Annotated in this window: 15 protein-coding genes; 7 read left to right on the forward strand and 8 right to left on the reverse strand. The window is 73.5% G+C overall.

Annotation, left to right across the window (positions count from 1 at the left end):
* Nucleotides 1-159 precede the first annotated feature (159 nt).
* The 5 genes from ADK67_RS03210 to ADK67_RS03230 form a co-directional block, all read right to left on the reverse strand.
* Complete coding sequence (locus ADK67_RS03210) at nucleotides 160-2,379, reverse strand: DUF5682 family protein (protein WP_053714868.1); 2,220 nt, start codon at nucleotides 2,377-2,379, stop codon at nucleotides 160-162.
* Nucleotides 2,379-3,467 carry an ATP-binding protein gene (locus tag ADK67_RS03215; protein WP_053714869.1) on the reverse strand — a complete coding sequence of 363 codons (1,089 nt, stop codon included), beginning with the start codon at nucleotides 3,465-3,467 and terminating at the stop codon, nucleotides 2,379-2,381. Before ADK67_RS03215 ends, ADK67_RS03210 begins: the two co-directional genes overlap by 1 nt.
* A complete protein-coding gene (locus ADK67_RS03220; RefSeq protein WP_053714870.1) occupies nucleotides 3,464-4,891 on the reverse strand; it encodes a DUF5691 domain-containing protein in 1,428 nt (475 codons plus the stop codon). The genes ADK67_RS03215 and ADK67_RS03220 overlap by 4 nt, the downstream gene beginning before the upstream one ends.
* A gap of 367 nt (nucleotides 4,892-5,258) precedes the next feature.
* Entirely contained in the window at nucleotides 5,259-6,536 is a 1,278-nt protein-coding gene (locus ADK67_RS03225; RefSeq protein WP_053714871.1) for an SWIM zinc finger family protein, read from the reverse strand.
* Nucleotides 6,537-6,575: 39 nt separating this feature from the next.
* Nucleotides 6,576-7,754, reverse strand: a complete 1,179-nt coding sequence (locus tag ADK67_RS03230; protein WP_053714872.1) for a homogentisate 1,2-dioxygenase — start codon at nucleotides 7,752-7,754, stop codon at nucleotides 6,576-6,578.
* 69 nt (nucleotides 7,755-7,823) lie between these two features.
* Here ADK67_RS03230 and ADK67_RS03235 point away from each other — a divergent pair, with 69 nt between their 5' ends.
* Genes ADK67_RS03235 through ADK67_RS03245 form a run of 3 tightly spaced genes read left to right on the forward strand, consistent with a single transcriptional unit; the run spans nucleotide 7,824 to nucleotide 10,534 of the window.
* Nucleotides 7,824-8,690, forward strand: a complete 867-nt coding sequence (locus tag ADK67_RS03235; protein WP_197289254.1) for a hypothetical protein — start codon at nucleotides 7,824-7,826, stop codon at nucleotides 8,688-8,690.
* Nucleotides 8,687-9,862, forward strand: a complete 1,176-nt coding sequence (locus ADK67_RS03240) for a fumarylacetoacetate hydrolase family protein (protein ID WP_053714874.1) — start codon at nucleotides 8,687-8,689, stop codon at nucleotides 9,860-9,862. Before ADK67_RS03235 ends, ADK67_RS03240 begins: the two co-directional genes overlap by 4 nt.
* 3 nt (nucleotides 9,863-9,865) lie before the next feature.
* Complete coding sequence (locus ADK67_RS03245; RefSeq protein ID WP_053714875.1) at nucleotides 9,866-10,534, forward strand: IclR family transcriptional regulator; 669 nt, start codon at nucleotides 9,866-9,868, stop codon at nucleotides 10,532-10,534.
* A gap of 37 nt (nucleotides 10,535-10,571) precedes the next feature.
* Here ADK67_RS03245 and ADK67_RS50390 read toward each other — a convergent pair whose 3' ends face one another.
* From ADK67_RS50390 to ADK67_RS03255, 3 genes are all read right to left on the reverse strand, one after another.
* Nucleotides 10,572-10,715 (reverse strand): hypothetical protein, encoded by a 144-nt coding sequence (locus ADK67_RS50390; protein ID WP_157619871.1) that lies wholly within the window; start codon nucleotides 10,713-10,715, stop codon nucleotides 10,572-10,574.
* Nucleotides 10,716-10,752: 37 nt separating this feature from the next.
* Nucleotides 10,753-11,352 carry a TMEM165/GDT1 family protein gene (locus ADK67_RS03250; RefSeq protein ID WP_053714876.1) on the reverse strand — a complete coding sequence of 200 codons (600 nt, stop codon included), beginning with the start codon at nucleotides 11,350-11,352 and terminating at the stop codon, nucleotides 10,753-10,755.
* A 244-nt stretch (nucleotides 11,353-11,596) separates the two neighbouring features.
* Nucleotides 11,597-13,891 carry an RCC1 domain-containing protein gene (locus ADK67_RS03255; RefSeq protein WP_053714877.1) on the reverse strand — a complete coding sequence of 765 codons (2,295 nt, stop codon included), beginning with the start codon at nucleotides 13,889-13,891 and terminating at the stop codon, nucleotides 11,597-11,599.
* 151 nt (nucleotides 13,892-14,042) lie between these two features.
* Between ADK67_RS03255 and ADK67_RS03260 the strand changes: the two genes are divergently transcribed.
* Genes ADK67_RS03260 through ADK67_RS03275 form a run of 4 tightly spaced genes read left to right on the forward strand, consistent with a single transcriptional unit; the run spans nucleotide 14,043 to nucleotide 20,774 of the window.
* Nucleotides 14,043-15,521, forward strand: a complete 1,479-nt coding sequence (locus ADK67_RS03260; RefSeq protein ID WP_053714878.1) for a cytochrome ubiquinol oxidase subunit I — start codon at nucleotides 14,043-14,045, stop codon at nucleotides 15,519-15,521.
* Nucleotides 15,522-15,532: 11 nt separating this feature from the next.
* The gene (gene cydB / locus ADK67_RS03265; RefSeq protein ID WP_053714879.1) at nucleotides 15,533-16,534 is read left to right on the forward strand and encodes a cytochrome d ubiquinol oxidase subunit II; all 1,002 of its coding nucleotides are present in this window, start codon (nucleotides 15,533-15,535) and stop codon (nucleotides 16,532-16,534) included.
* On the forward strand, nucleotides 16,531-19,650 hold the full coding sequence (gene cydD, locus ADK67_RS03270; protein ID WP_053714880.1) for a thiol reductant ABC exporter subunit CydD: 3,120 nt from the start codon (nucleotides 16,531-16,533) through the stop codon (nucleotides 19,648-19,650). The genes cydB and cydD overlap by 4 nt, the downstream gene beginning before the upstream one ends.
* Complete coding sequence (locus ADK67_RS03275; protein WP_053714881.1) at nucleotides 19,647-20,774, forward strand: GAF domain-containing sensor histidine kinase; 1,128 nt, start codon at nucleotides 19,647-19,649, stop codon at nucleotides 20,772-20,774. The genes cydD and ADK67_RS03275 overlap by 4 nt, the downstream gene beginning before the upstream one ends.
* The last annotated feature ends 345 nt before the right edge of the window (nucleotides 20,775-21,119 follow it).

A 21,119-nucleotide genomic window follows, 5' to 3' on the forward strand; every position in this document is an offset into this window, starting at 1 on the left:
CCCATCCGCCGACCTCCACCCACCGCCCTCCGACGGCCCGCAATCCCCACCCCACGGCCCGCCCACCGCCTCCCCGCGACGGCCTGGTCCCCCGGCCTGGTCCCCCGGCCTGACGGCCCCGGCGTGACGCCCGCTGGCGTGACGGCCCTGGGCGTTGCGTCACGCGCTGGCCCCCAGCAGATCGCGCACGTGACCGACGAGCCGTGCCGCGAGCTCCTCGTCCCAGTCGCTCGACGCCACCGCACCGCCCGCCGTCGTGCCCTTGACCCGGTCGCCGAGCATCCGACGCTCGGCCGGGCTGAAATCACCCACCGCGCGGCGCAGGAGCGGCAGCGCGGCGGCGAAATCGGCGCCCGACAGGCCGGTCAGCCACTCGTCCACGACGCCGAACAGGCGCGGATCGGCGGTGAGCAGGGCGGCTGACCCGCGCAGGAAGCCCGCCACGAACGCGGTCGCGCCGGCGGCCAGCGAGACCGCGCGGTGGAGGCGGGCGGCGACCTCGTCCGAGTCCAGCGCACCCGTTTCCCACAGCAGGCGCGTCGCGCGGCCGGTCGGCAGGCCGTGCGCGTCGGGCATCGCGACCAGCGATTTCAGCGCGCGCTGCCACGTGTCGCGGTGCTCGTCGTCGGCCGCCAGGCGGACGGCGTCGTCCGCGCCCTCGACCGCCTTGACCGCGCGTTCCGCCGTGTCCTCGTCCACGCCGCGGCACGCGAGCGGCAGGCCGACCGCGCCCCGGGCCAGCAATCCGTGCAGCGCGACGCGAAGCAACTCCGGGTCCGTGCCGCGCACCGAGCCGTAGCGGACGGTGGTCGCGAGGTCCGGCAGGGCGGCCAGGAGTTCCAGGGCGTCGGTCGCGGCGGCGCAGCGGTCCAGCGCCTGGCGGGACGCGGCGACGGCCTCCGGGATCTCGCACCCCACCGCCTGGCTCAGGGCTTCGGCGGCGTCGACCACCCGGGTGGCCGCCGCGGCACGGGCGATCAGCACCGTTCGGGCGGCTGCCTCGACCGTCGTGCCGTGCCGCGCCGCGACGGCCAACGCCACCGCGAACTCCGGCCGCCAGTGCAACTGCCACGCCTCGGCGAACGTGCCCAACGTCCGGGTCGTGTCCGGCGTGCCCCAGGGAACGTCGAGAACTTCCAAGCGCCGCAACAACTTCGAGCGCTCACGATCCGTGTCCTTGCGCAGGTCGAAGCGCATCGGCTTGATCGCCGCACTGGCCGGCATGCGCAGCCGGCGCTGCAACCGCGCCAAGTCCGCGGCCAGCGGTGACGTCGGGACGTCGTCGCCCACCTCGCCCAACCGCTCACCGACCACCAACTGCTCGTGCACCAGGCGGAGCGGAGTCGCGTCACCGCCGCACAACACCGCCAGCGACGCCTCCATCACCTCCGACAACCCCGGCGACGGCCGCCCGCGCATCGCCGCCAACGCGTCCGCCAGCCGCACCGCCTCCACCGCGCTCGCCGTCGACGCGGGCAAGTCCTCCGCCCGCAACACCGCGCACGCCTTCGCGAACCAGCGCGGCAAGGCGTCACCGCGCTCGGCGCACTCCCACAAGTGCGCGTACCAGCCAGGCGAAGCGATACCCGCGCCGTAACCGGACGACGCCGCCAACCGACCGTGACTCCACGGCACCCACGTGCCCGAGACCTTCTTGCGCGGCAAGCCTTTCAGCGCCGTGGCGTCGACCGATGCGGGCGGCAGCGTGCGCAGCGCCGGCACGTGCCACGCGCCGGCCACCACCACGATCGGGCCCTCGACGTCCTTCAACGCCTGCCGCACGTTCTGCCGCATCGCCGCTTCCCGCCGCAACGTGCGGGCGTCCACCTGGTCGGCGAACTCCTCCCGCAGCGCCCCCATCGCCTCCGCGACCGCCTCCGCCAGGTCCCGCGGGTCGATGTGGTGCTCGACCACGTCCTCCCACCAGCGTTCCGGGTCGTCGAACCCCGCCGCCTCGGCCAGCGTGCCGAGAGGGTCGAGCGACGCTTTCGGTGTGGTGTCGGTCGGATCCGGAGAGTCCGGAGCGTCCGAGTCGGCGTCGGGCTCGGCCAGGGACGCGGCGGCCGGCAGGTCGAAGAAGCGCACCGGAACGCCGTTCGCGTGCGCCCACGTCATCGCCCGCCACTCCGGCGAGAACTCGGCGAACGGCCAGAACGCGGCCCGCGCCGGCTCCGCCTCGTCGTGCAGCAGCAACGCCACCGGCGGCGTCAGGTTCGGCACGTGCGGCAACAAGGCGTCACCCTCCGGCGGTCCCTCGATCAGGACCACCTCCGGCCGCACGGCCGCCAACGCCGCCGCGACCATGCGCGCCGAACCCGGACCGTGATGCCGGATGCCGAGCAACGTCACCCGATCGGGCAAAGGCTGGTCGCGCGCCATCAGCCCACCATGTCCTGGCACGCCCGGTACAGGTCACGCCACTCGGCGCGCTCCTTCACGACCGCCTCCAGGTACTCCTGCCACGCCGCCGTGTCCGACACGCGGTCCTTCACCACCGCGCCGAGCAGCCCGGACGCCAACTCGTCGGCGGTGATCGTGCCGCTGCCGAAGTGCCCGGCCAACGCCATGCCGCTGGTCACCACCGAGATCGCCTCCGCCGTGGACAGGCTGCCGCTCGGCTTCTTCAGCTGCGTGCGTCCGTCCACAGTGGACCCGTTGCGCAGCTCGCGGAAGATCCGCACCACCCGGCGAACCTCCTCCAACGCCGGCGGCTCGGCGGGCAGCTGCAACGCCCGACCGAGCTGGGCGGCACGCGCCGACACGATCTCCACCTCGTCGTCCTCCGTTGCGGGCGGCGGCAGCACGACGGTGTTGAACCGGCGGGCGAGCGCCGACGACATCTGGTTCACGCCGCGGTCGCGGTCGTTCGCGGTGGCGATCACGGTGAACCCGGGCACGGCCTGCACCTGGATCCCCAGCTCCGGGATCGGCAGCGTCTTCTCCGACAGGATCGTGATGAACGAGTCCTGCACCTCCGCGGGCATCCGGGTCAGCTCCTCCACCCGCACGACCGCACCCTCGCGCATCCCCGTCATCACCGGGCTCGCCACGACCGCCGCCTCGGACGGCCCCTCGGCGATCAGCCGCGCGTAGTTCCAGCCGTAGCGGACCTGGTCCTCGCCCGTGCCCGCGGTGCCCTGCACGACCAGCATCGAGTTGCCGCTCACCGCCGCCGCGATGTGCTCGGACAGCCACGACTTCGCCGTGCCCGGCACGCCGACCAGCAGCAACGCCCGGTCGGTGACCAGCGTGCCGACGGCGACCTCGACCAGCCGCCGGTCGCCGACGTACTTCGGGGTGATCACGGTGCCGTCCGGGAGTTTGCCGCCGAGCACGTAGGTGACCACCGCCTGCGGCGACATCCGCCACCGCGGCGGGCGTGGCCGGTCGTCCGCCGCCGCCAGGGCCGCGAGTTCGGCGGCGTACTGCTGTTCCGCGGCGGGCCGCAGCACGGATTCGGTGGTCACTGGCTTTCCTCCCGGTGGTTGAACGCCTCGCGCAGCTGCATCCGCAGGCGCAGGACGTCGAGTTCGACGGTGTGCTCGGGCCAGCGCTCGGTGATGCGGGCCCAGTTCGCGCCGAGCACCTCGGCGTCACCCCTGGCCAGCAGCACCGCGGGCGGCCGGCCGGCGCGCCACCTCGGGTCGCGCATCCCGGCGTAGCGGTCGAGCAGGTCCGCGGTGGCCTGCGCGCCCCACGGCGCGGGCAACTGCGAACACGCGTGGTCGAGCAGGTCGTAGTTCCACTGGCGCGACACCTCGACCACGGTGCGCGCGGCCAGCTCGGCGGGCAGGCCGCCGAGCATCTCCAACTGCTCCATGCCGGTCAGCGACCGGGTCGCCGCGACCGCCCACGGCCGGGCGTCGTCGGCGAGCTTCAGGTTCTGCGCCACGCCGCGCAGCAGCGAACTCGCCCACGGGCCGCGTGCGAGCTCGGCGGCGGCACCCTCGTCGTCGGTGTCGAGCCGGCTGGTCCAGTGCTGCGGCGGCACGCTCGCCGCCGCGCCGCGCAACCGACCCGCGACACCGGCCTCGGAACCGTCTTTCAGCAGGTCACGGGCCTCGTCCGGCTCGGGCGCGGTCTCGGCCCACAGCTCGTCGGTCTGCACGTCGAAGCCGTCCGCGGTCAGCCACAGGCCGCGGTGGAGGCGTTCGGCGGCGCGTCCGGCGAGGTCGGACGTCGGCAGCGTTCGCAGCAGCCGCAACGCTTCGTCGTGGACGCCGATCGCGCGGTCGTCCAACGCGCGTTCGAGGAACGGTTCGTCGTCCGGACCGAGGTTCGCCTCCAGGGCGCTGACCAGCACCTGACGGTCGGTGGCACGGCGTTGGACCTCGAATTGCGCGGCCAGGAACGCGCGCGTTCTCGCCGGATCCTGGTTGCGGGCGCGGCGCAGGGCGGCGAGGCGCGACGTGCCGGGCAGGTCCAGGGCCTGGTCGAGGTCGATCTCCTCCGCGACCGCGCCGGTCGACGCCCACGCCCAGGCCGGGCGGATGGCCGCCAGCCACCGGCCGCGAGCGCCGAGGACGGCCGACACGGCGGGGCGCAGGCCGGGGTGCGCGGTGCCCAGACCCAGCAACGCGGGCAGTTCGCGGTGGTCGGCGACGACGCGTGCCGCCTTCGCCATGCCGCACCACTCCGTCAGCAGCACCTGGTCGTCCAGGGCCAGGATCTGGACCAGCACGGACCTCGCGGCGGGGTGGGCGCGGACGTCGTCGGACGCGGGGGCGGCCGGTAGCGGCGGGGTGTCGACGGGCGGCGGGAGCTGGGCGCCGTGGGCGGCTACGCCCAGGGCCGCGACGCGGTCCAGCAGGGCGGTCGGCGTCGTGCCCGCGCGGTGTGCGCCGATCAGGGCCGCTTGGACGGCCTCGTCCCATTCGGCTTGGTGGGTCATGGCCGGCCGCCGATCGCGGTCGGGTCGGCCGGGGTGTTCGCCAGAGTCCACGCGGGAGTGTTCGGCGTCGCCGGATTGGTCGGGGTCGGCCGGCGGGTCGGAGGTGGGGTGGTCGTTGGAGTGTGCGGGGTGGTGGTGAGGCGGTCGTGGTCGGGGCGGAGGCTGTCGGGTCGGCGGCCGATGGGGCGGCGGCCGATGGGGCGAAGATGGCCGGGGTGAGGGTGGTGGTCGGGGTGGTGGCGGTCGGGTCGGGGTTGGTGGGTCGCGGTTCCTCGTTTGCAACCGAGGTGCGGTAACGGTGTTTCCGTACATTTTCGGGCGATGATCACCCGATCGTGTTGCTGGAGGTACTGCCTGACCTGCGTGATCATCCCACTACCTCCGGTGCTCCGCCTGGCGTGGCGACCGCGCCCAGGCGCAGTTCGCGGCCGTTCCACAGGCCCCACGCGTCGAACGGGGCGCCGCCGGTCAGGGCCAGCGCCTGGTCCAGGGCCACGTCACTCCGGACCGGGAGGCCGCGGCCTTCCTCGTCGACCAGGTGCCTGCTGTCCTCGGTGACGCGCACCGACGCGCACCCCAGCGGGTGGAGGCGTTGCCACGGGTCGGCTCTCAGGTACTCCTCCAGGCCGGCCAGGGCCGTGCGCCACGTCGAAGGCGCCGGCACCGGCTCCGGTTGCCGCTCGACCAGCAGCTCGCCCACCGCCACCCGGTGCGGCGGGACGCCGGGATACGGGTGCAGCACCCCCTGCACCTGCACCCCGTGCGTCAACGGCGGCACGGGGCGGGCGCCGCCCCCGGCATGGCGCACCGCCACCACCCAGCCGTGCGAGCGCCCCCACGCCCATTGCCGCACGGTTCGCACCAGGCCGTCGTCGCTCTCCACCTTCAGCAACGGCGCCCACTGGTCCGACCAGCCGGCCCCGGCGCGCACCTCCTCCTCCGCCACGGAGAAGCCCAACCGGCGGCGCACCACCGGATCAGGTGATGACGACAGCCGCGCCAACAGGTGCAGCCCGCCCAACCGGTCGGCCGCGTCGTGCGCCCACCGCGGCCCGCCCGCCGCGACGATCCCGCGCACCTCGTCGACCGCCGACGCCAGCCCCTTGGCCTGCGCGTCGACCATCCGCGCCTGGATCGAGTGCCACCACGCCGCGTCACGCGCGGGCAGTCCGGCCAGCCCGGCACCGGCCACGTCACCCAGCCAGTCGGTCAGCCCGGCGACGCCCGCGCGCACCGCGTTCTCCCTGGCCAGGGCCGTCTTCTCCTTGGCCTTGGCCCGCCGCTCGACCGCTTCCGGCGACTCGTCCGAAGCTGCGGGAGCGGCGGCGGCGCGGTTGCGGCGGGTCAGCCACTCGGTCACCCAGTCGGGCGTTTCCGCCACGGGAAACGGCTCGCGCACGTCCCGCAGCTGCAACGCCAACGCGTGCTTGCACGGGAACTTGCGCGACGGGCACGAGCACTTCGTCGCCCGGTCACCCAGGTCGACGCACACCTGGTACGGGTTCTTGCCGCTGCCCTTGCACAGACCCCACAGGGCGGTGTCGCTGCGACCCGTCCCCTGCCAGCCGGAGGACCCCGCCAGCCGGGTGGCGCTGCTCGCCACCTGGCCGTCCGGGGCCTGCTCCAGAAGCGCTTGTGCGTCCATGCCGGCAGACGTTAGAGGGCCCCACCGACAATGAGTCGATCAACCCAGGTCAGGCCCGCGGCGTGCCCAGGACCAGGCGTACTTCGGGTCCTCGGACGCCACGGCGGCCTCGCCGAGGTCCAGCGGCCGGAACGTGTCGACCATGACCGCGGTCTCGTCGAAGTAGTCCACGCCGAGCGACGCCTCGACCGCGCCCGGCTGCGGCCCGTGCGTGCAGCCCGACGGGTGCAGCGACAGCGAACCCAGGCCGATGCCCGAGCCCTTGCGCGCCTCGTAGTTCCCGCCGACGTAGAACAGCAGCTCGTCCGAGTCCACGTTCGCGTGGTTGTACGGCACGGGGATCGACAACGGGTGGTAGTCGACCTTGCGCGGCACGAACGAGCACACCACGAAGTTCGGCCCCTCGAACGTCTGGTGCACGGGCGGCGGCTGGTGCACGCGGCCCGTGATCGGCTCGAAGTCGCGGATGTTGAACACCCACGGGTACAGGCAGCCGTCCCAGCCGACGACGTCGAACGGGTGGTTGGCGTAGGTGAACCGGGTGAGGCCCGCGCGGTGCCGCACGAGCACCTCGACGTCCTCGCCGTCGACCAGCAACGGCTCCGCGGGCCCCCGGAGGTCGCGCTCGCAGTACGGCGAGTGCTCCAGGAACTGGCCCTTGGCCGACAGGTACCGCTTCGGCGGTCCGATGTGTCCTGTCGCCTCCAGCACCAGGATGTTCATGGGCTCGGAAGGCACCACGCGGTACGTGCACGACGTCGGCAGCACCACGTAGTCGCCCTCGGCGACCGGCAGCGCGCCGTAGATCGTCTCCACGACGCCCTCACCCGACTGCACGTACAGCAGCTCGTCGCCGGCCGCGTTGCGGTACAGCGGGCTGGGCGCGGTGGCCGTGACGAAACCGATGACCACGTCGGCGTTGCCGAACAGCGTGCGGCGGCCGGTGACGGCGTCGACGTCGGAGGAGTCCCAGGTCAGCGCCGGTGTCTTGAAGTGCCGCGGCTTGAGCGGGAGGTTCGGCGTCAACGCGCCGCGCGTCTCCTCGACGGTGACCGCGTCGACGATCGCGGTCGGCAGGTGGCGGTGGTAGAGCAGCGCCGAATCGGCCGAGAAGCCCTCGACCCCCATGAGCTCTTCCGCGTACAGCCCGCCCTCCGGCGTGCGGAACTGCGTGTGACGCTTTCGGGGGATCTCACCCACCTGGCGGTAGTACGCCATGGTTCACTCCGGGCGTTCGATAGTCGGACATCTTTGTTCATTGACCGGTACGCCACTAGCGTGTCAGCCGTGTCAAGCGCCTTCGAACTCCGTGCGCCCGGTCCCCGCGGCACTCCGCCCCTGCTCGCGAGGCTTGTCGACGACGCCGCACTGTTCCCGCCGGGCAACGCCTCCATGCCCGACGCGGTCCGCGGCCACCTCGACGCACGTGCCGGGGAATGGGCCGGTGCGGTCGGTCTCTTCCTGTGCCCCGCGTCGCGACTCGCCGAGCTCATCACCGAGTTGATCAAGGTCAAGCCGGTCAAGCCGGTGGCCCTGTCGCTGGTCATCGACACGGGTCTGGGAGGTGTGCCCAAGGCCGTGTCGATCGTCGAGTCCCGCAGTGAGCTCTTGGCGCTGCGGATGGTCGAGATGCCGGCCCCGTCCGATGTGGACGAGGTCTGGCTCGAACGCGTCTCGGAGTTCGTGCCCGAGGACGTCATCCGCGTCGTCGAGCCCCGCCGGGGCGGCGCCGAGTGGCTGGACGGCGTGCGCCGCGTCATCGAGCACGGCAGCTGGCCCAAGCTGCGCTGCGGCGGGGTCAGCAAGGAGAACTTCCCCAGCGTGGACGAGGTCGCCGACTTCCTGTCCGTGGTGAGCAGCGGCGGCGTGGCCTTCAAGGCGACCGCCGGGCTGCACCACGCCGTGCGGCACACGGACGGCGAAACCGGGTTCACCCACCACGGGTTCCTCAACCTGCTCGTCGCAACCGCGCGTTCGCTGTCCGGCGGCGACGTGCGCGAGGCGTTGTCCAGCACGGACGCGGTCGCGCTCGGCGAAGAGGCCAACGGGTTGTCCGACCAGGCCGCGCACGCCGTGCGCGGCGTGTTCGCCTCCTACGGGTCATGCTCGCTGGACGAGCCGATCGCCGACCTGGAGGAGCTGGGTCTGCTGTGAGCTGGATCGAGGACCCCGCGTTCACCGCCGACGAGCCGTTCGGGCCGCAGACGCTGCCCTACGGCGTCCTCGTGCCCGGCGGTGTCGCGGTGCGGGTGGGCGACCAGGCGCTGCTGCTGCGGGGGCTGTCCCTGGGTCAGCGGCTGGAGCCGTTGGTCGCCACGGGCACGCTGGACGCCCTGCTGGCGGCCGGGCGGCCCGCGTGGAGCGAGCTGCGGGCGCGGCTGGTCGAGATCGTCTCGGCCACGTCGGCGCCGCGCGGCGCGGAGCTGGTCGGGCTGGACGGCGCCGTGCTGCCGTTCACCGTGGCCGACTACGTGGACTTCTACTCGTCGCGCCACCACGCGGAGAACGTCGGCCGGATCTTCCGGCCCGACGGCGAGGCGCTGCTGCCGAACTGGACGCACCTGCCCGTCGGCTACCACGGCCGGGCCGGGACGGTCGTCGTGTCCGGCACGCCGATCGTCCGCCCGCACGGGCAGCGGCGGTCGTCGGCCGGTCCGGTGTTCGGGCCGACCGGTCGGCTGGACATCGAGGCCGAGGTCGGGTTCGTCTGCGGCGGGCCGGTCGCGTCGCGGCTCACGCCGTCGCGGGCGGTCGAGCACGTGTTCGGCGTGGCGCTGGTCAACGACTGGTCCGCGCGGGACATCCAGGCGTGGGAGTACCAGCCGCTCGGCCCGTTCCTCGGCAAGTCGTTCGCCACGTCGGTCTCGGCGTGGATCACGCCGCTGGAGGCGTTCGCGGTGGCCCGCGTGTCGCCGCCGCCGCTGGGCAACGACGTGCTGCCGTACCTGGTCGAGGACCGGTCGTGGGGCCTGGACATCGACCTCGAGGTCGAGTGGAACGGCACCGTGGTGTCCAGGCCGCCGTTCCGCGAGATGTCGTGGACGTTCGCGCAACAACTCGCGCACCTGTCGGTGAACGGCGCTACCGTTCGGCCGGGCGACCTGATCGCGTCGGGCACCGTGTCCGGCCCGGCCCGCGACGAGCGCGGCTCCTTCCTGGAGCTGAGCTGGGGCGGGCAGGAGCCGGTGCTGCTCGACGACGGCGAGCGGACGTTCCTGGAGGACGGCGACACGGTGCGGATCACCGCGACGGCTCCGGGCGAGGGCGGCTCGGTCGTCGGGCTGGCCGAGGTGGTCGGCACGGTCGCGCCCGCCGACGAGAGGTAGAGCGTGGTCAGACCCGATCCCCGCGGCCGGCTGCCGGCGCCCGCGTCCAAGGAGAGCTCGCTGACCCTGGAGCGGGGCCTGGCCCTGCTCCAGGCGGTGGCCGACGCCGAGTCGGAGGCGCCGTCGATCAGCGAGCTGGCGGCGGCCATCGGCGCGTCGCGGGCGGCGGTGTACCGGCTGCTGGTGCCGTTGCAGTCGCGCGGGCTGGTGCGGCGCGAGGGGTCGAAGGTGCGGCTCGGGCTCGGCGTGCTGCGGCTGGCGTCGAACGTGCTGCCGCAGTTGCGGCTGGCCGCGCAGCCCGCGCTGCGGACGTTGGCGGAGGCGGTGGGCGCGACGTCGCACCTGACCGTGGCCGACGGGAGCGAGGCGCAGGCGGTGGCCGTGGTCGAGCCGTCGTGGACGGCGTACCACGTGGCGTACCGGGTCGGGTCGCGCCACCCCGTGCACCGGGGCGCGGCGGGCAAGGCCATCGGGCTGTCCCCGGAGGGCAGGCAGTGGGTCCACTCGACGGGCGAGCTGCAGCCGGGCGCGTTCGGGGTGGCGGCGCCGGTGCGCGGCGTGCCCGGACTGCGGGCCAGCGTGGGCGTGGTGGCCCTGGAGAAGCTGGACGGCGACGTGGTGGGGCCGCAGGTGGTGCGGGCGGCTCAGGAGGTCGCTGACGCGTTGCGCTGACGCGGGTGCGCCGACGCCTCCTGAGCAGGCCGCGTGATCAGCCCGGCCGAGGTTCGCCGGGGTGCACTTCGAGGTGGCCCTCCTCGGTGAGGACGATCCGGCGGCCCGGGTAGGCGCGTTGGGCGATCTCCACGTCGCGCTCGTCGAAGTCGCCGTAGAACAGCGGGACGCCGCGCGACAACTCGCACTTCTAAAACGTGCTCGTCAGGGACCTGTGGTCAACCGCCGACCGCCTGCCACAGGGCGACCAGGGCGAACGCGGCGAACACGAAGCCGCTCACCCGCTGGATCAGGTGCGTCGGGATCCGGGTGGCGATCTTGCGGCCCACCAGGACCGCGATGGCGGCGACGGTGACCAGGGCCAGGAACGCGCCCAGGCCCACGAACACCGGGCTCGCGTAGCGGGCGGACAGGGCGGCGGTCGCCAGTTGGGAGGCGTCGCCCCACTCGGCGGCGAACAGGACACCGAACGAGGTCAGCGCGGCACGCCAGAACGTCACCTGACCGGGGCCGTTCGCGGAGGCGTCGGTACCGTCTTCGTCCTTCGAGAAACCCTCTTTGAGCAGCAGGAACGCGCCCACGCCGAACAGTGCCGCGACGACACCGGCGACCACTCGATCGGGTAGGAGGGTGAGCACGCCGCCGAACGTCGCGGCCACCACGCACTGGATCGCGAACGCCGCCGTGACGCCCGCGAACACCGGCCACGCCCGGTACCTCGTGGTCAGCACGAGGGTGGCGACCATGGTCTTGTCCGGCAGCTCGGCCAGGAAGACGATGGCGAAAGCCGTCGCCAGGGCGATGAGTTCAGGTGCCACGGGTACCTCCGACGTCCGATGTGAACCCGGACGGAGGCAGCACGACCCCGACCGGGCGTGGTGCACTGCCCGGCCGGAGGTCTCGTTCGCCCGTTCGCGAGAACGGGTGAGGGACCGGATCCGCGCAAGGCGGATCAGTATGTCGATCCTCTCGCCCCGGTCGTGGTGACCCGGGGGAACTACTCCCCTCTGGCGTCCACATCGTACCCCGCGGACCTGTTTGCCCTGGACGTGACCGTGCGCACTAGCCCGGCACGACCGCCAGCTGCCCGCTCGCCCCGCTGGCCGCGATGGCCGACGCGCCGGTGAGCGCGGTCCGAACCGGGGTGCTCACCCGGCACTCCGCCGGCCGGGGCGAGTCGTAGCAGCGGCCGCTCGTGCCGTTGCCCACGTTGCCGCCCGCGTCGTTGCGCCCCCACCCCCACACCGTGCCGTCCGACCGGACGGCGAACGTGACCCACTGGTAGCTCTCGACCATGACGACGTCGGTCAGCCCGGGCACCACGACCGGGACGGAGGACCGGCAGTCGGTCACGGGACCCGCGCACTCCGTCCCGAGGCCGAGCGAGCCCCACTCGTCGTCGCCCCACGCCCACAGGCGGCCGTCCGCGGTCACCGCGTAGGCCATCTGTGTGCCGGCGGCGATCGTGACCACGTCGGTCAGGCCGACGACCCGGGTGGGGCCGATCGAGGTGCCGGGCGGCACGCCGGTGCCGGTCTCGCCGAAGTTGTCCCGCCCCCACGCCCACACCGTGCCGTCGGAGCGCAACGCGTAGCCGGTCGGGCCGTCACCCGCCGCGATCGCGGTGATCCTGGTCGTCCCGGGCAGGGGCAGCGCCACCCGCACCGGCGTGCCGGGCGGGCAGTGGTCAGTGGGGCAGACGCCGTCACCCAGGCCGCCTGCCGCGTCGTCGCCCCACGCCCAGACCGTGCCGTCGGACTTCAGCGCGTACGCCACCCCGTACCCGGCAGCCACGGCCGTCACCCCGGAGACGCCGGTCACCCGCACCGGGACGGCCGACAGGTCGGGCACGTCCGGGCCGATCTGCTTCTTGCCGTTCGACCCCCACGCCCAGACCGTCCCGTCGGACTTCAGCGCGTACGTCGTCCCGCCGCCCGTGTCCACCGCCGTCACACCGCTCAGCCCGCGCACCCGCAGCGGCACGGACGACCCGCCGCCGATCGCGCCGGTGCCGAGTTCGCCGTACCCGTGCCCGCCCCACGCCCAGACCGTGCCGTCGGACTTGACCGCGAAGGCGTGACCGCCGTCCTGGTCCACGGCGGTCACGCCGGACAGCCACGGACGTCGGCCGGGTGTCGTGCCGTAGCCGTCGCCCCACGCGTACAGGCAGTCGGCGGCGCACCCCGGCGGCGTGGCGAAGAAGCCCGCGAGGTCGACCACCAGGTCGGTCGAGCCCACGTGGTTGTGGAGCGTCATCCGGGCGTCGCCGCCGATCGCGACGACGGCGGCGTTCGCGGTGTCCCGCCCGGGCGTCAGGTTCAGGTTGGACGTGGCCGGGCGGGTGGTGCCGGTCCGGTACGCGGAGACGTGCGTGGCGTCGGTCGTGTTGGTGCCGGTCAGGTTCAGCACGGCGGCGGCCGCGGACTCCGGGATCCGGGTGGCCAGCTCGACCACCCTGGTCCCGCCGGCGGGCACCGGACCGCCGGTCTCGCGGGTGTCGACGGTCCGGATCTGCTGGACGGGGAAGAACCGGTGGCCGCGGTCGGTGGCGTAGTAGCCGACCAGGTCCACGAGCAGGTGCGTGTTCCCGGCGTTGTTGTAGAGGCTGATCCGGCGGTCGGCGCCGACGGTGACCGTGACCAGGTTGGGGCTGGTCCGGCCGGGCGCCAGGTTCAGGTTCGACACCACGGGCCTGGCCGTGCCCGACGCGTGCGCGATCACGTGCGTCGCGGCGGTCGGCTCCGTGCCGGTGAGGTTGAACGTGACCGCGGTCGCGGAGGCGGGCAGGTGCGCGGACAGGTCCACCTCACGGGTCGCCCGCGGGCCGACGGGCGCGCCCACGCGGGTGTCCAGGACCCTGGTCGGCGACGTCGTGGTGAACCGCGACGCCTCGTCCGTCGTGTAGTAGCCCGCCAGGTCGGCGATCAGGTGCACGGTGCCCGCGTTGTTGTACAGGTGGATCTTCCGCGCGCCGCGCGGCAGTTCGAAGGTGACCAGGTTGGCCCTCGTCTCCCCGGCCTGGAGGTTCAGGTTCGAGGAGCCCCAGGGCACGATGCCGAGCGACAGCTCGACGTGCGTCGCGGCGGTCGGCTCGGTGCCGGTCAGGTTGAACACGACCGTCGTCGCCGAGGCGGGCAGGTGGGGCGCCAGGTCGACCACCGCGGCCTGGCGCGGGCCCACGGGGCCGCCGACGTCGCGCGTGTCCAGCACCCGCTTCGGCGCCGTCGGGACGAACGTGCCGCCCAGCTCCTCGACCCCGCCCTGGACCACCGGAGGGGTCGGATCGGCCTGTGCCGCGGCCGGTTGAGCGCCGAGCACGGTGAGCACGGCGACGCACAGCGCGAGAAGCCGCCACATGATGTCCCCCCAAGGTCACGACGAGCCGGCTGACCCTACGTCGGGACCGGCCGAAACGGGTACTCCGCGACGGCACCCGGGACCTTGGTCCCGGGTCGTGGGGGACCGTCGTACCTGAGCACGACCCCAGGCTCGGACCTAGGTTCGAGCCGTGGACGTCCTCGACCTGGCACGGTGGCAGTTCGGCATCACCACCGTCTACCACTTCCTGATGGTGCCGCTGACCATCGGGCTCTCCCTGCTGGTGGCCGGGATGCAGACCGCGTGGGTGCGCACGGGTGACCGCAAGTACCTGGCGATGACGAAGTTCTGGGGCAAGCTGCTGCTGATCAACTTCGCCATGGGCGTGGTCACCGGCATCGTGCAGGAGTTCCAGTTCGGCATGACGTGGAGCGCCTACTCGCGCTTCGTCGGCGACGTGTTCGGCGCGCCGCTGGCCATGGAGGGTCTGGTCGCGTTCTTCGTCGAGTCGACGTTCCTCGGGCTGTGGATCTTCGGCTGGGACCGCCTGCCGAAGAAGGTCCACCTGGCCTGCGTGTGGGCGTTCTCGCTGGCCACGATCGCGTCGGCGTACTTCATCCTGGCCGCGAACTCGTGGATGCAGCACCCCGTCGGCGTGGAGCTGGTCGACGGCAGGCCCCGGCTGACGTCGATCTGGGCGGTGCTGGGCAACAACACCGTGCTGGCGGCGTTTCCGCACACGATCTTCGGCGCGTTCGCCGTCGCCGGCACGTTCCTGGTGGGCGTCGCGGCGTGGCACCTGTGGCGGCGCAGCGACGACGGGCCGGTGTGGCGCGCGTCGGTCAAGTTCGGCACGTGGGTGGGCGTGGCGGCGTTCACCGGGCTCGCGATCACCGGCGACATGCAGGGCAAGCTGATGTTCGAGCAGCAGCCGATGAAGATGGCGGCGGCCGAGGCGCTGTGCCACACGGAGTCGCCCGCCGCGTTCTCGGTGTTCGCGCTCGGCGACGTGTCGCGGCCCGACTGCGAGAACGTCAAGAGCGTCACGGTGCCCGCGCTGCTGTCGTTCCTGGCGCACAACGACTTCACCACCGAGGTCAAGGGCATCGAGGACCTGGTGCCGCTGTACCAGGAGAAGTACGGGACCAACTACCCGGTCGACCCGAAGCTGGGCGAGCTGTCGGGCAAGCCGATCGACTACGTGCCCAACCTGCCGGTCACCTACTGGGGGTTCCGGCTGATGATCGGGTTCGGCGGGCTCGCGGTCGGCGCGGGGCTGCTGGTCCTGTGGCTCACGCGGGGTGGTCGGACGCCGCGCGGCCGGTGGTTCAAGTGGCTGGCGCTGGGCAGCATCGCGACGCCGTTCCTGGCCAACAGCTTCGGCTGGATCTTCACCGAGATGGGTCGGCAGCCGTTCGTGGTGGTGCCGAACCCGAGCGGGGTGGACGGGGTGTGGATGTTCACCGCGCGGGCCGTGTCGTCGTCGACACCGGGGGAGGTGTTGACGTCGCTGGTCGCCTTGACGCTCGTCTACGGGGTGCTGGCGTGCGTCGAGGTGTTCCTGATCCGGCGGTACGTCCGCGCGGGGATCGCGGGCGTGCTGCCGGCTCGAAAACCCGACGACGACGCCGAGTCGCGTGACGACGACGTCCTGACGTTCGCTTACTGAGAGGGGGAGCCGTGGAGACGTTCTGGTTCTGCGTGATCGCCCTGCTGTGGCTGGGCTACCTGTTCCTGGAGGGGTTCGACTTCGGCGTCGGCATGCTGCTGCCCGTGCTCGGGCGGTCGGACGCCGAGCGGCGGGTGCTGGTCAACACCATCGGACCGGTGTGGGACGGCAACGAGGTGTGGCTGCTGGTCGCGGTCGGCGCCACGTTCGCCGCGTTCCCCGCCTGGTACGCGGCGCTGCTCAGCTCGGTGTACCTGCCGCTGGTGCTGTTCCTGCTGGCGTTGATCGGGCGCGGGGTCGCGTTCGAGTACCGGGGGAAGGTCGACTCGGCGCGGTGGCGGCGGGTGTGGGACCGGGTGATCGTCACCGGGTCGTGGACGGCCGCGCTCGGGATCGGGCTGCTGCTGTCGGCGACGGTGTTCGGGATGCCGTTGGACGCCGCCGGCGACCGGGTCGGCTCGCCGTTCGCCTCGATCCGGTGGGAGACGCTGCTCGGCGCGGTGGCGGTGGCCGGGTACGCGTTCGTGCACGGCGCGGTGTTCCTGTCGCTGAAGACCGAGGGTGACGTGCGGGAACGGGCGCGCGCGCTGGCGCTGAAGGTCGCGCCGGTGGCGTTGCTGCCGCTGCTGGTGCTGCTGCTGACCGTGCAGCTGCGGTTCGGGTCGGCGTGGACGTGGGGCGCGTCGACCGTGGTCGCGCTGGCGGCGCTGGGCGCGTACGGGCGGCTGGTGCTGCGGCGTGAGGGGCAGGCGTTCGCGCTGATGGGCGTCGTGGTGGCGGCGACGGTCGCGGCGCTGTTCGGCGCGCTGCACCCGAACGTGCTGCCGTCCACTTTGGACCCGGCGTGGTCGCTGACGGTGGCGGGCGCCGCGTCGAGCCCGTACACGCTGACCGTGATGACGTGGGTGGCCGCGTTCGGCACACCCGCCGTGCTCGTCTACCAGGGGTGGACGTACTGGGTGTTCCGCAAGCGGATCGGCACCCGGCACATCCCTCAGGTGCACGTGCCGTGAACTTCCCCGGAGCCCCTTCCGCCAAGAAGCCGGGGAAAGGCCCGCTCGGCGCGCTGCCAACGCTCTCGCGTTCGGCGCGCCGGGCGCTGGCCTGGTGCGCGGTGCTGGCCGCGCTGACGGCGGGCGCGTTGGTGTGGCAGGCGGTGGCGCTGGCGTCGGCGCTGGTGACCGGCGGGTCGTTGTGGGTGCTGGCGGGCGCGGTCGTGGTGCGGGCGCTGCTCGCGTGGGCGACCGAGACGGTGGCGGCGCGTGCGGCGGCGGGCGCGAAGGAAGAGCTGCGGGCGGCGGTGCTGGACCGGGCGCTGGGGCTCGGGCCGTCGTGGATCGTGGCGCGGGGGCCGGCGTCGCTGGCGGTGTTGGCGACCAAAGGCTTGGACGCGCTGGACGCCTACTTCACCCGCTACCTGCCGGCGTTGGTGACGACCGCCGTCGTGCCGGTGGCGGTGGGCGGGTGGATCTTCTTCACCGACCCGACGTCGGCCGTGCTGATCGCCGTGACGCTGCCGTTGATCCCGGTGTTCGCGATCCTGATCGGCCGGTTCACGTCGGCGCGGGTGGCCGCGGCGGCGTCGGCGCTGGAGCGGTTGTCGGGACGGCTGGCGGAGCTGGTGCGGGCGCTGCCGGTGCTGACCGCGTTCGGGCGGGCGGCGGCTCAGGCGTCGGCCGTCCAGGAGGTGGGCGAGCGGTATCGGAAGGCGACGATGGGGACGTTGCGGGTGGCGTTCCTGTCGGCGCTGGTGCTGGAGATCGTGGCGTCGCTGTCGGTGGCGTTGATCGCGGTGGGGATCGGGCTGCGGCTGGTGTCGGGGGAGATGACGCTGGTCACGGGCCTGGTGGTGCTGATCCTCGCGCCGGAGTGCTACTTGCCGCTGCGGGCGGCCGGTGCGGCGCACCACGCTTCGGAGGACGGGGTGGAGGCCGTGCGGCGGGTCGCGGAGATCCCCGAGCCGCGCGAGCGCGGGTGGGCGCCCGTCCTGGCCGAGGGGGAGGCCAGGCCGGTCGAGGGGGTGGAGGTTCGCGATCTCCGCGTGTCGCGGCGGGGGAGGTTCGCGCCCGATGGGGTCGGGTTCCGAGTGCGGCCCGGGGAGGTCCACCGGGTGGACGCGCCCAGTGGGGCCGGCAAGTCGACGCTCTTCGCCGTGTTGCTGGGGTTCGTGGAGCCGGATGGCGGGTCCGTTGCGGTTGATCGGTCGGCTATCGCCTGGGTGCCGCAGCGGCCCGCGTTCGCCGGGCGGACGGTGGCCGACGAACTGGAGTTGACCGCGGGGCGGGTCGACCACGAGGTGTTGGCGTCGGTGGCGGCGGATCACCTGGTGGCGCGGCCGATCGCGGAGCTGTCGACCGGGGAGCGGCAGCGGGTCGCGGTCGCGCGGGCCCTGACGCGGGTGCGGGACGGCGCGAAGGTGCTGCTCCTGGACGAGCCCACCGCCCACCTCGACCCGGCGACGGCGGCGAAGGTGATGGCGGCGGTCCACCAGGCCGCCGCTGACGGTGCGGCGGTCGTCCTGGCGACCCACCGGCTGGTCGGTGAGCAGGCCGAGGAGGTGGCGGCGGCTCGGGCGGTCCAGCCGGTAGGCGACCGGTCGACCGTCGCGCGGTCGCCCCGGCCGACCCGGCGGCTGTTGGCGGGGGCGTTGCTGGGCGCGGCGGCGTCGGCGAGCGGTGTGGCGCTGACGGCGTTCGCGGCCTACCTGATCGCGAAGGCGGCGACCCAGCCGCCGATCCTCACGCTGTCCGTGCTGGTGGTGGGCGTGCGGACGTTCGCGCTGGCCAAGGGGGTGCTCCGGTACCTGGAGCGGTTGGTGTCGCACGACGCCGCCTTCCGCCACGCCGAGTCGTTGCGGGTCCGGCTGTGGCGCGGGCTCCGGCCCGGCCAAGCCGAGCTCACCCGCCTGGTCGACGACGTCGACACGGTCCGCGACCTGGTCCCCCGCGTCCTCCAACCGCCGTTGATCGCGGTGGGCGTGTCGGCCGCGGCGGTGGCGTTGTTCGCGCTGATCGAACCGGTGGCCGGCCTCGCGCTGGCCGTCGCCCTGGTCGTCGGCGGCACGCTGGCGCCGGTCGTCGCCGTGCTCACCGAACGCCGTGCCACGGCCGTCCTCGCCAGGGGACGGCGGCACGTGTCGGAGCAGGTGCTGACCCTGCTCACCGCCGCACCCGACCTGATCGCGTTCGGCGCCGACCGCGAGGTCCGCGCCGACCTGGCCCGCCAGGACGCCGAACTCGCCCGGCAGGCCCGTCGCCAGGCCCTCGGCGCGGGCGCGGCGATCGGCATCGTGCACCTGACGACCGGCCTGGCGTCGGCGGTGTGCATCGGCCTGGCCGGCGGCGTCGACCCGCTGCTCGTGCCCGTCCTCGGCCTCGTGCCGCTGGCGTTGGCGGAGGTGCTGGGCGCGCTGCCCACCGCCGCACAGCACCGGGCCGCGTTGCGCGAGTCGTACGGCCGGGTAGTCGAGCAGGCCGATCGGCCCGCCGACCCGTCGACGGCACGGGTCGAGCAGGGCGCGGTCGGCGGCGCGGTCGGGCTCGAAGGCGTCACGGTGCGGTGGCCGGGCAGCGCGGAACCGGCGCTGGAGCGGGTGTCGTTCGACCTACCCGCCGGCGCCAAGGTGGCCGTGGTGGGACCGTCGGGAGCGGGCAAGTCGAGCCTGTTCGCGTTGCTGTTGGGCTTCCTCGAACCCGAACGCGGGCTGGTGTGGCGGCCCGACCGCGTGGCCTGGTGCCCGCAGGAGCCGATGCTCGTCTCGACCACGGTCCGCGAGAACCTGCGGCTGGGCGACCCCCGAGCGGAGGACGAACGGCTGCGCTGGGCACTCGACGTCGCCGGCGTCCGGCTCGACCTCGACACCGTGATCGGCCCGACGCTGCTGTCCGGCGGTGAGGCGCAGCGGGTCGCGCTGGCCCGCGCCCTGCTCTACGACGCCGACCTCGTGCTCCTGGACGAGCCGACCGCCCACCTCGACGAGCCGACCGCCGCCGCGTTGCTGGCGCGCCTGGACGACGTGCTGCGGGACAAGACCGTCATCCACATCACCCACCGGCCGGGTGAGGCCGACCGCGCGGACCTGGTGCTGGACGTCGCCGCGGGGCGGACGCGGGTCAGGGCCTACCGTTGACCACCGTGGACCCCGCCCGCGTGCTCGCCGCGTCGACCGAGATCACCTCGGCCGCCCTCGCCGGCGACGACCCGGACGCCGTGCTGCCGCTCGTGGTGCGCAGCGCCGTCGAACTCGCCGGCGCGGACCTCGGGCTGGCCATGGTCACCGCCGACGACGGCACGCTGACCGTCGAGGCGTCCTCCGGCGACGTCGACCCGGTGGGCATCGTGCTGTCGAGCCGTTCGTCGGCGGCACGGGCGGCGCGGACCGGCGTGCCCGTGGTCGCGGCCGACTTCACCACCGACCCGCGCACCGCGCCGTTCGTGCCCAAGGCGTTGCGCGGCTACGGCCCGTTCGCGGTCGCGCCGTTCGGCACCAAGGAGCGCAGGATCGGCGCGCTGGCGGTGTACCGGCGCAAGGGCGCGCAGCCGTTCAGCCAGGACACCGTCGAGGTGCTGGCCGCGTTCGCCGCGCAGGCGGGCCTCGCGGTCGTGCTGGCCGAGGGGTCGACCGCGCGGCAGCGGATCGCGGTCTACCAGGAACGCGAGCGCATCGCCCGCGACCTGCACGACGTGATCATCCAGCGGCTGTACGCGACCGGCGTGCAGCTCGACCTGCTCGACCGGCGGCTCAAGCTCGACGGCCGGGAGGCGCGCCGGCTGGCCGACTGCGTGGACCAGCTCGACCAGACCATGGCCGAGGTCCGCGCCACCGTCCGGGCCCTGCGCAGCGCCGATCCGGGCAAACCCGCCGACGTCGACCTCAAGGGCTCGGTGCTGGCCGAAGCACGCACGGCGGGCGAGCTGCTGGGGTTCGAACCGGAGGTGCGCGTCGAGGGCGAGGTGGGCGACGTCCCCGCGGACCTGGCCGACCACGCCCGCGCGGCGCTGCGGGAGGCGTTGTCGAACGTGGTGCGGCACTCGGGCGCGCGGCACGTCGGCATCGCGCTGCGCCGCACCCCCGACCGGCTGGACCTCGAAGTCGCCGACGACGGCTGCGGCATCCCGCGCGGTGTCGCCAAACGGGGCCTGCGGCACCTGGAGGAACGCGCCCTCGCCGCGGGCGGCGGCTGCGAGATCACCTCGTCACCCCGCACCGGCACCACGATCACCTGGCACGTGCCGCTGAGCCCCACCGCTTGAAGTGTCTTAGCCGACCGGAAAGCCAATTCCGACTACACCGAAGCCGTTCCGGCCAGTCCGACGGATTGCAGCTTGCTCCAAGCGCTCTCGAGATGCTCGCGGGTGAACAACCTTCGTTTGCGGGTAGTCCACTCCTAGACGAACAGCGACGCGCTTGGTGACCCTCCATCACCGGATCGACGATCTGCCCCGTTATGTCCGTGGCCGGAGACGACTCGACGACGTAGCGTGCAGCTGTGCGGGCGCCTAGTGCGCTGACCACGAACGTTCGCCGGGTTGGTCAGGCTGCTCGTGGTCGGCCCCAGCGTTGGTGGCGTTCGCTGCGGATGCGGGCTCGTTCGCGGC

It is taken from the genome of Saccharothrix sp. NRRL B-16348 (genome assembly GCF_001280085.1).
Classification (GTDB): Bacteria; Actinomycetota; Actinomycetes; order Mycobacteriales; family Pseudonocardiaceae; genus Actinosynnema.

Coding starts and splice junctions, on each gene's coding strand:
- ADK67_RS03210 (WP_053714868.1), bottom strand. CDS start 2,379: ATGGCGCGCGACCAGCCTTTGCCCGATCGGGTGACGTTGCTCGGCATC.
- ADK67_RS03220 (WP_053714870.1), bottom strand. CDS start 4,891: ATGACCCACCAAGCCGAATGGGACGAGGCCGTCCAAGCGGCCCTGATC.
- ADK67_RS03225 (WP_053714871.1), bottom strand. CDS start 6,536: ATGGACGCACAAGCGCTTCTGGAGCAGGCCCCGGACGGCCAGGTGGCG.
- ADK67_RS03230 (WP_053714872.1), bottom strand. CDS start 7,754: ATGGCGTACTACCGCCAGGTGGGTGAGATCCCCCGAAAGCGTCACACG.
- ADK67_RS03255 (WP_053714877.1), bottom strand. CDS start 13,891: ATGTGGCGGCTTCTCGCGCTGTGCGTCGCCGTGCTCACCGTGCTCGGC.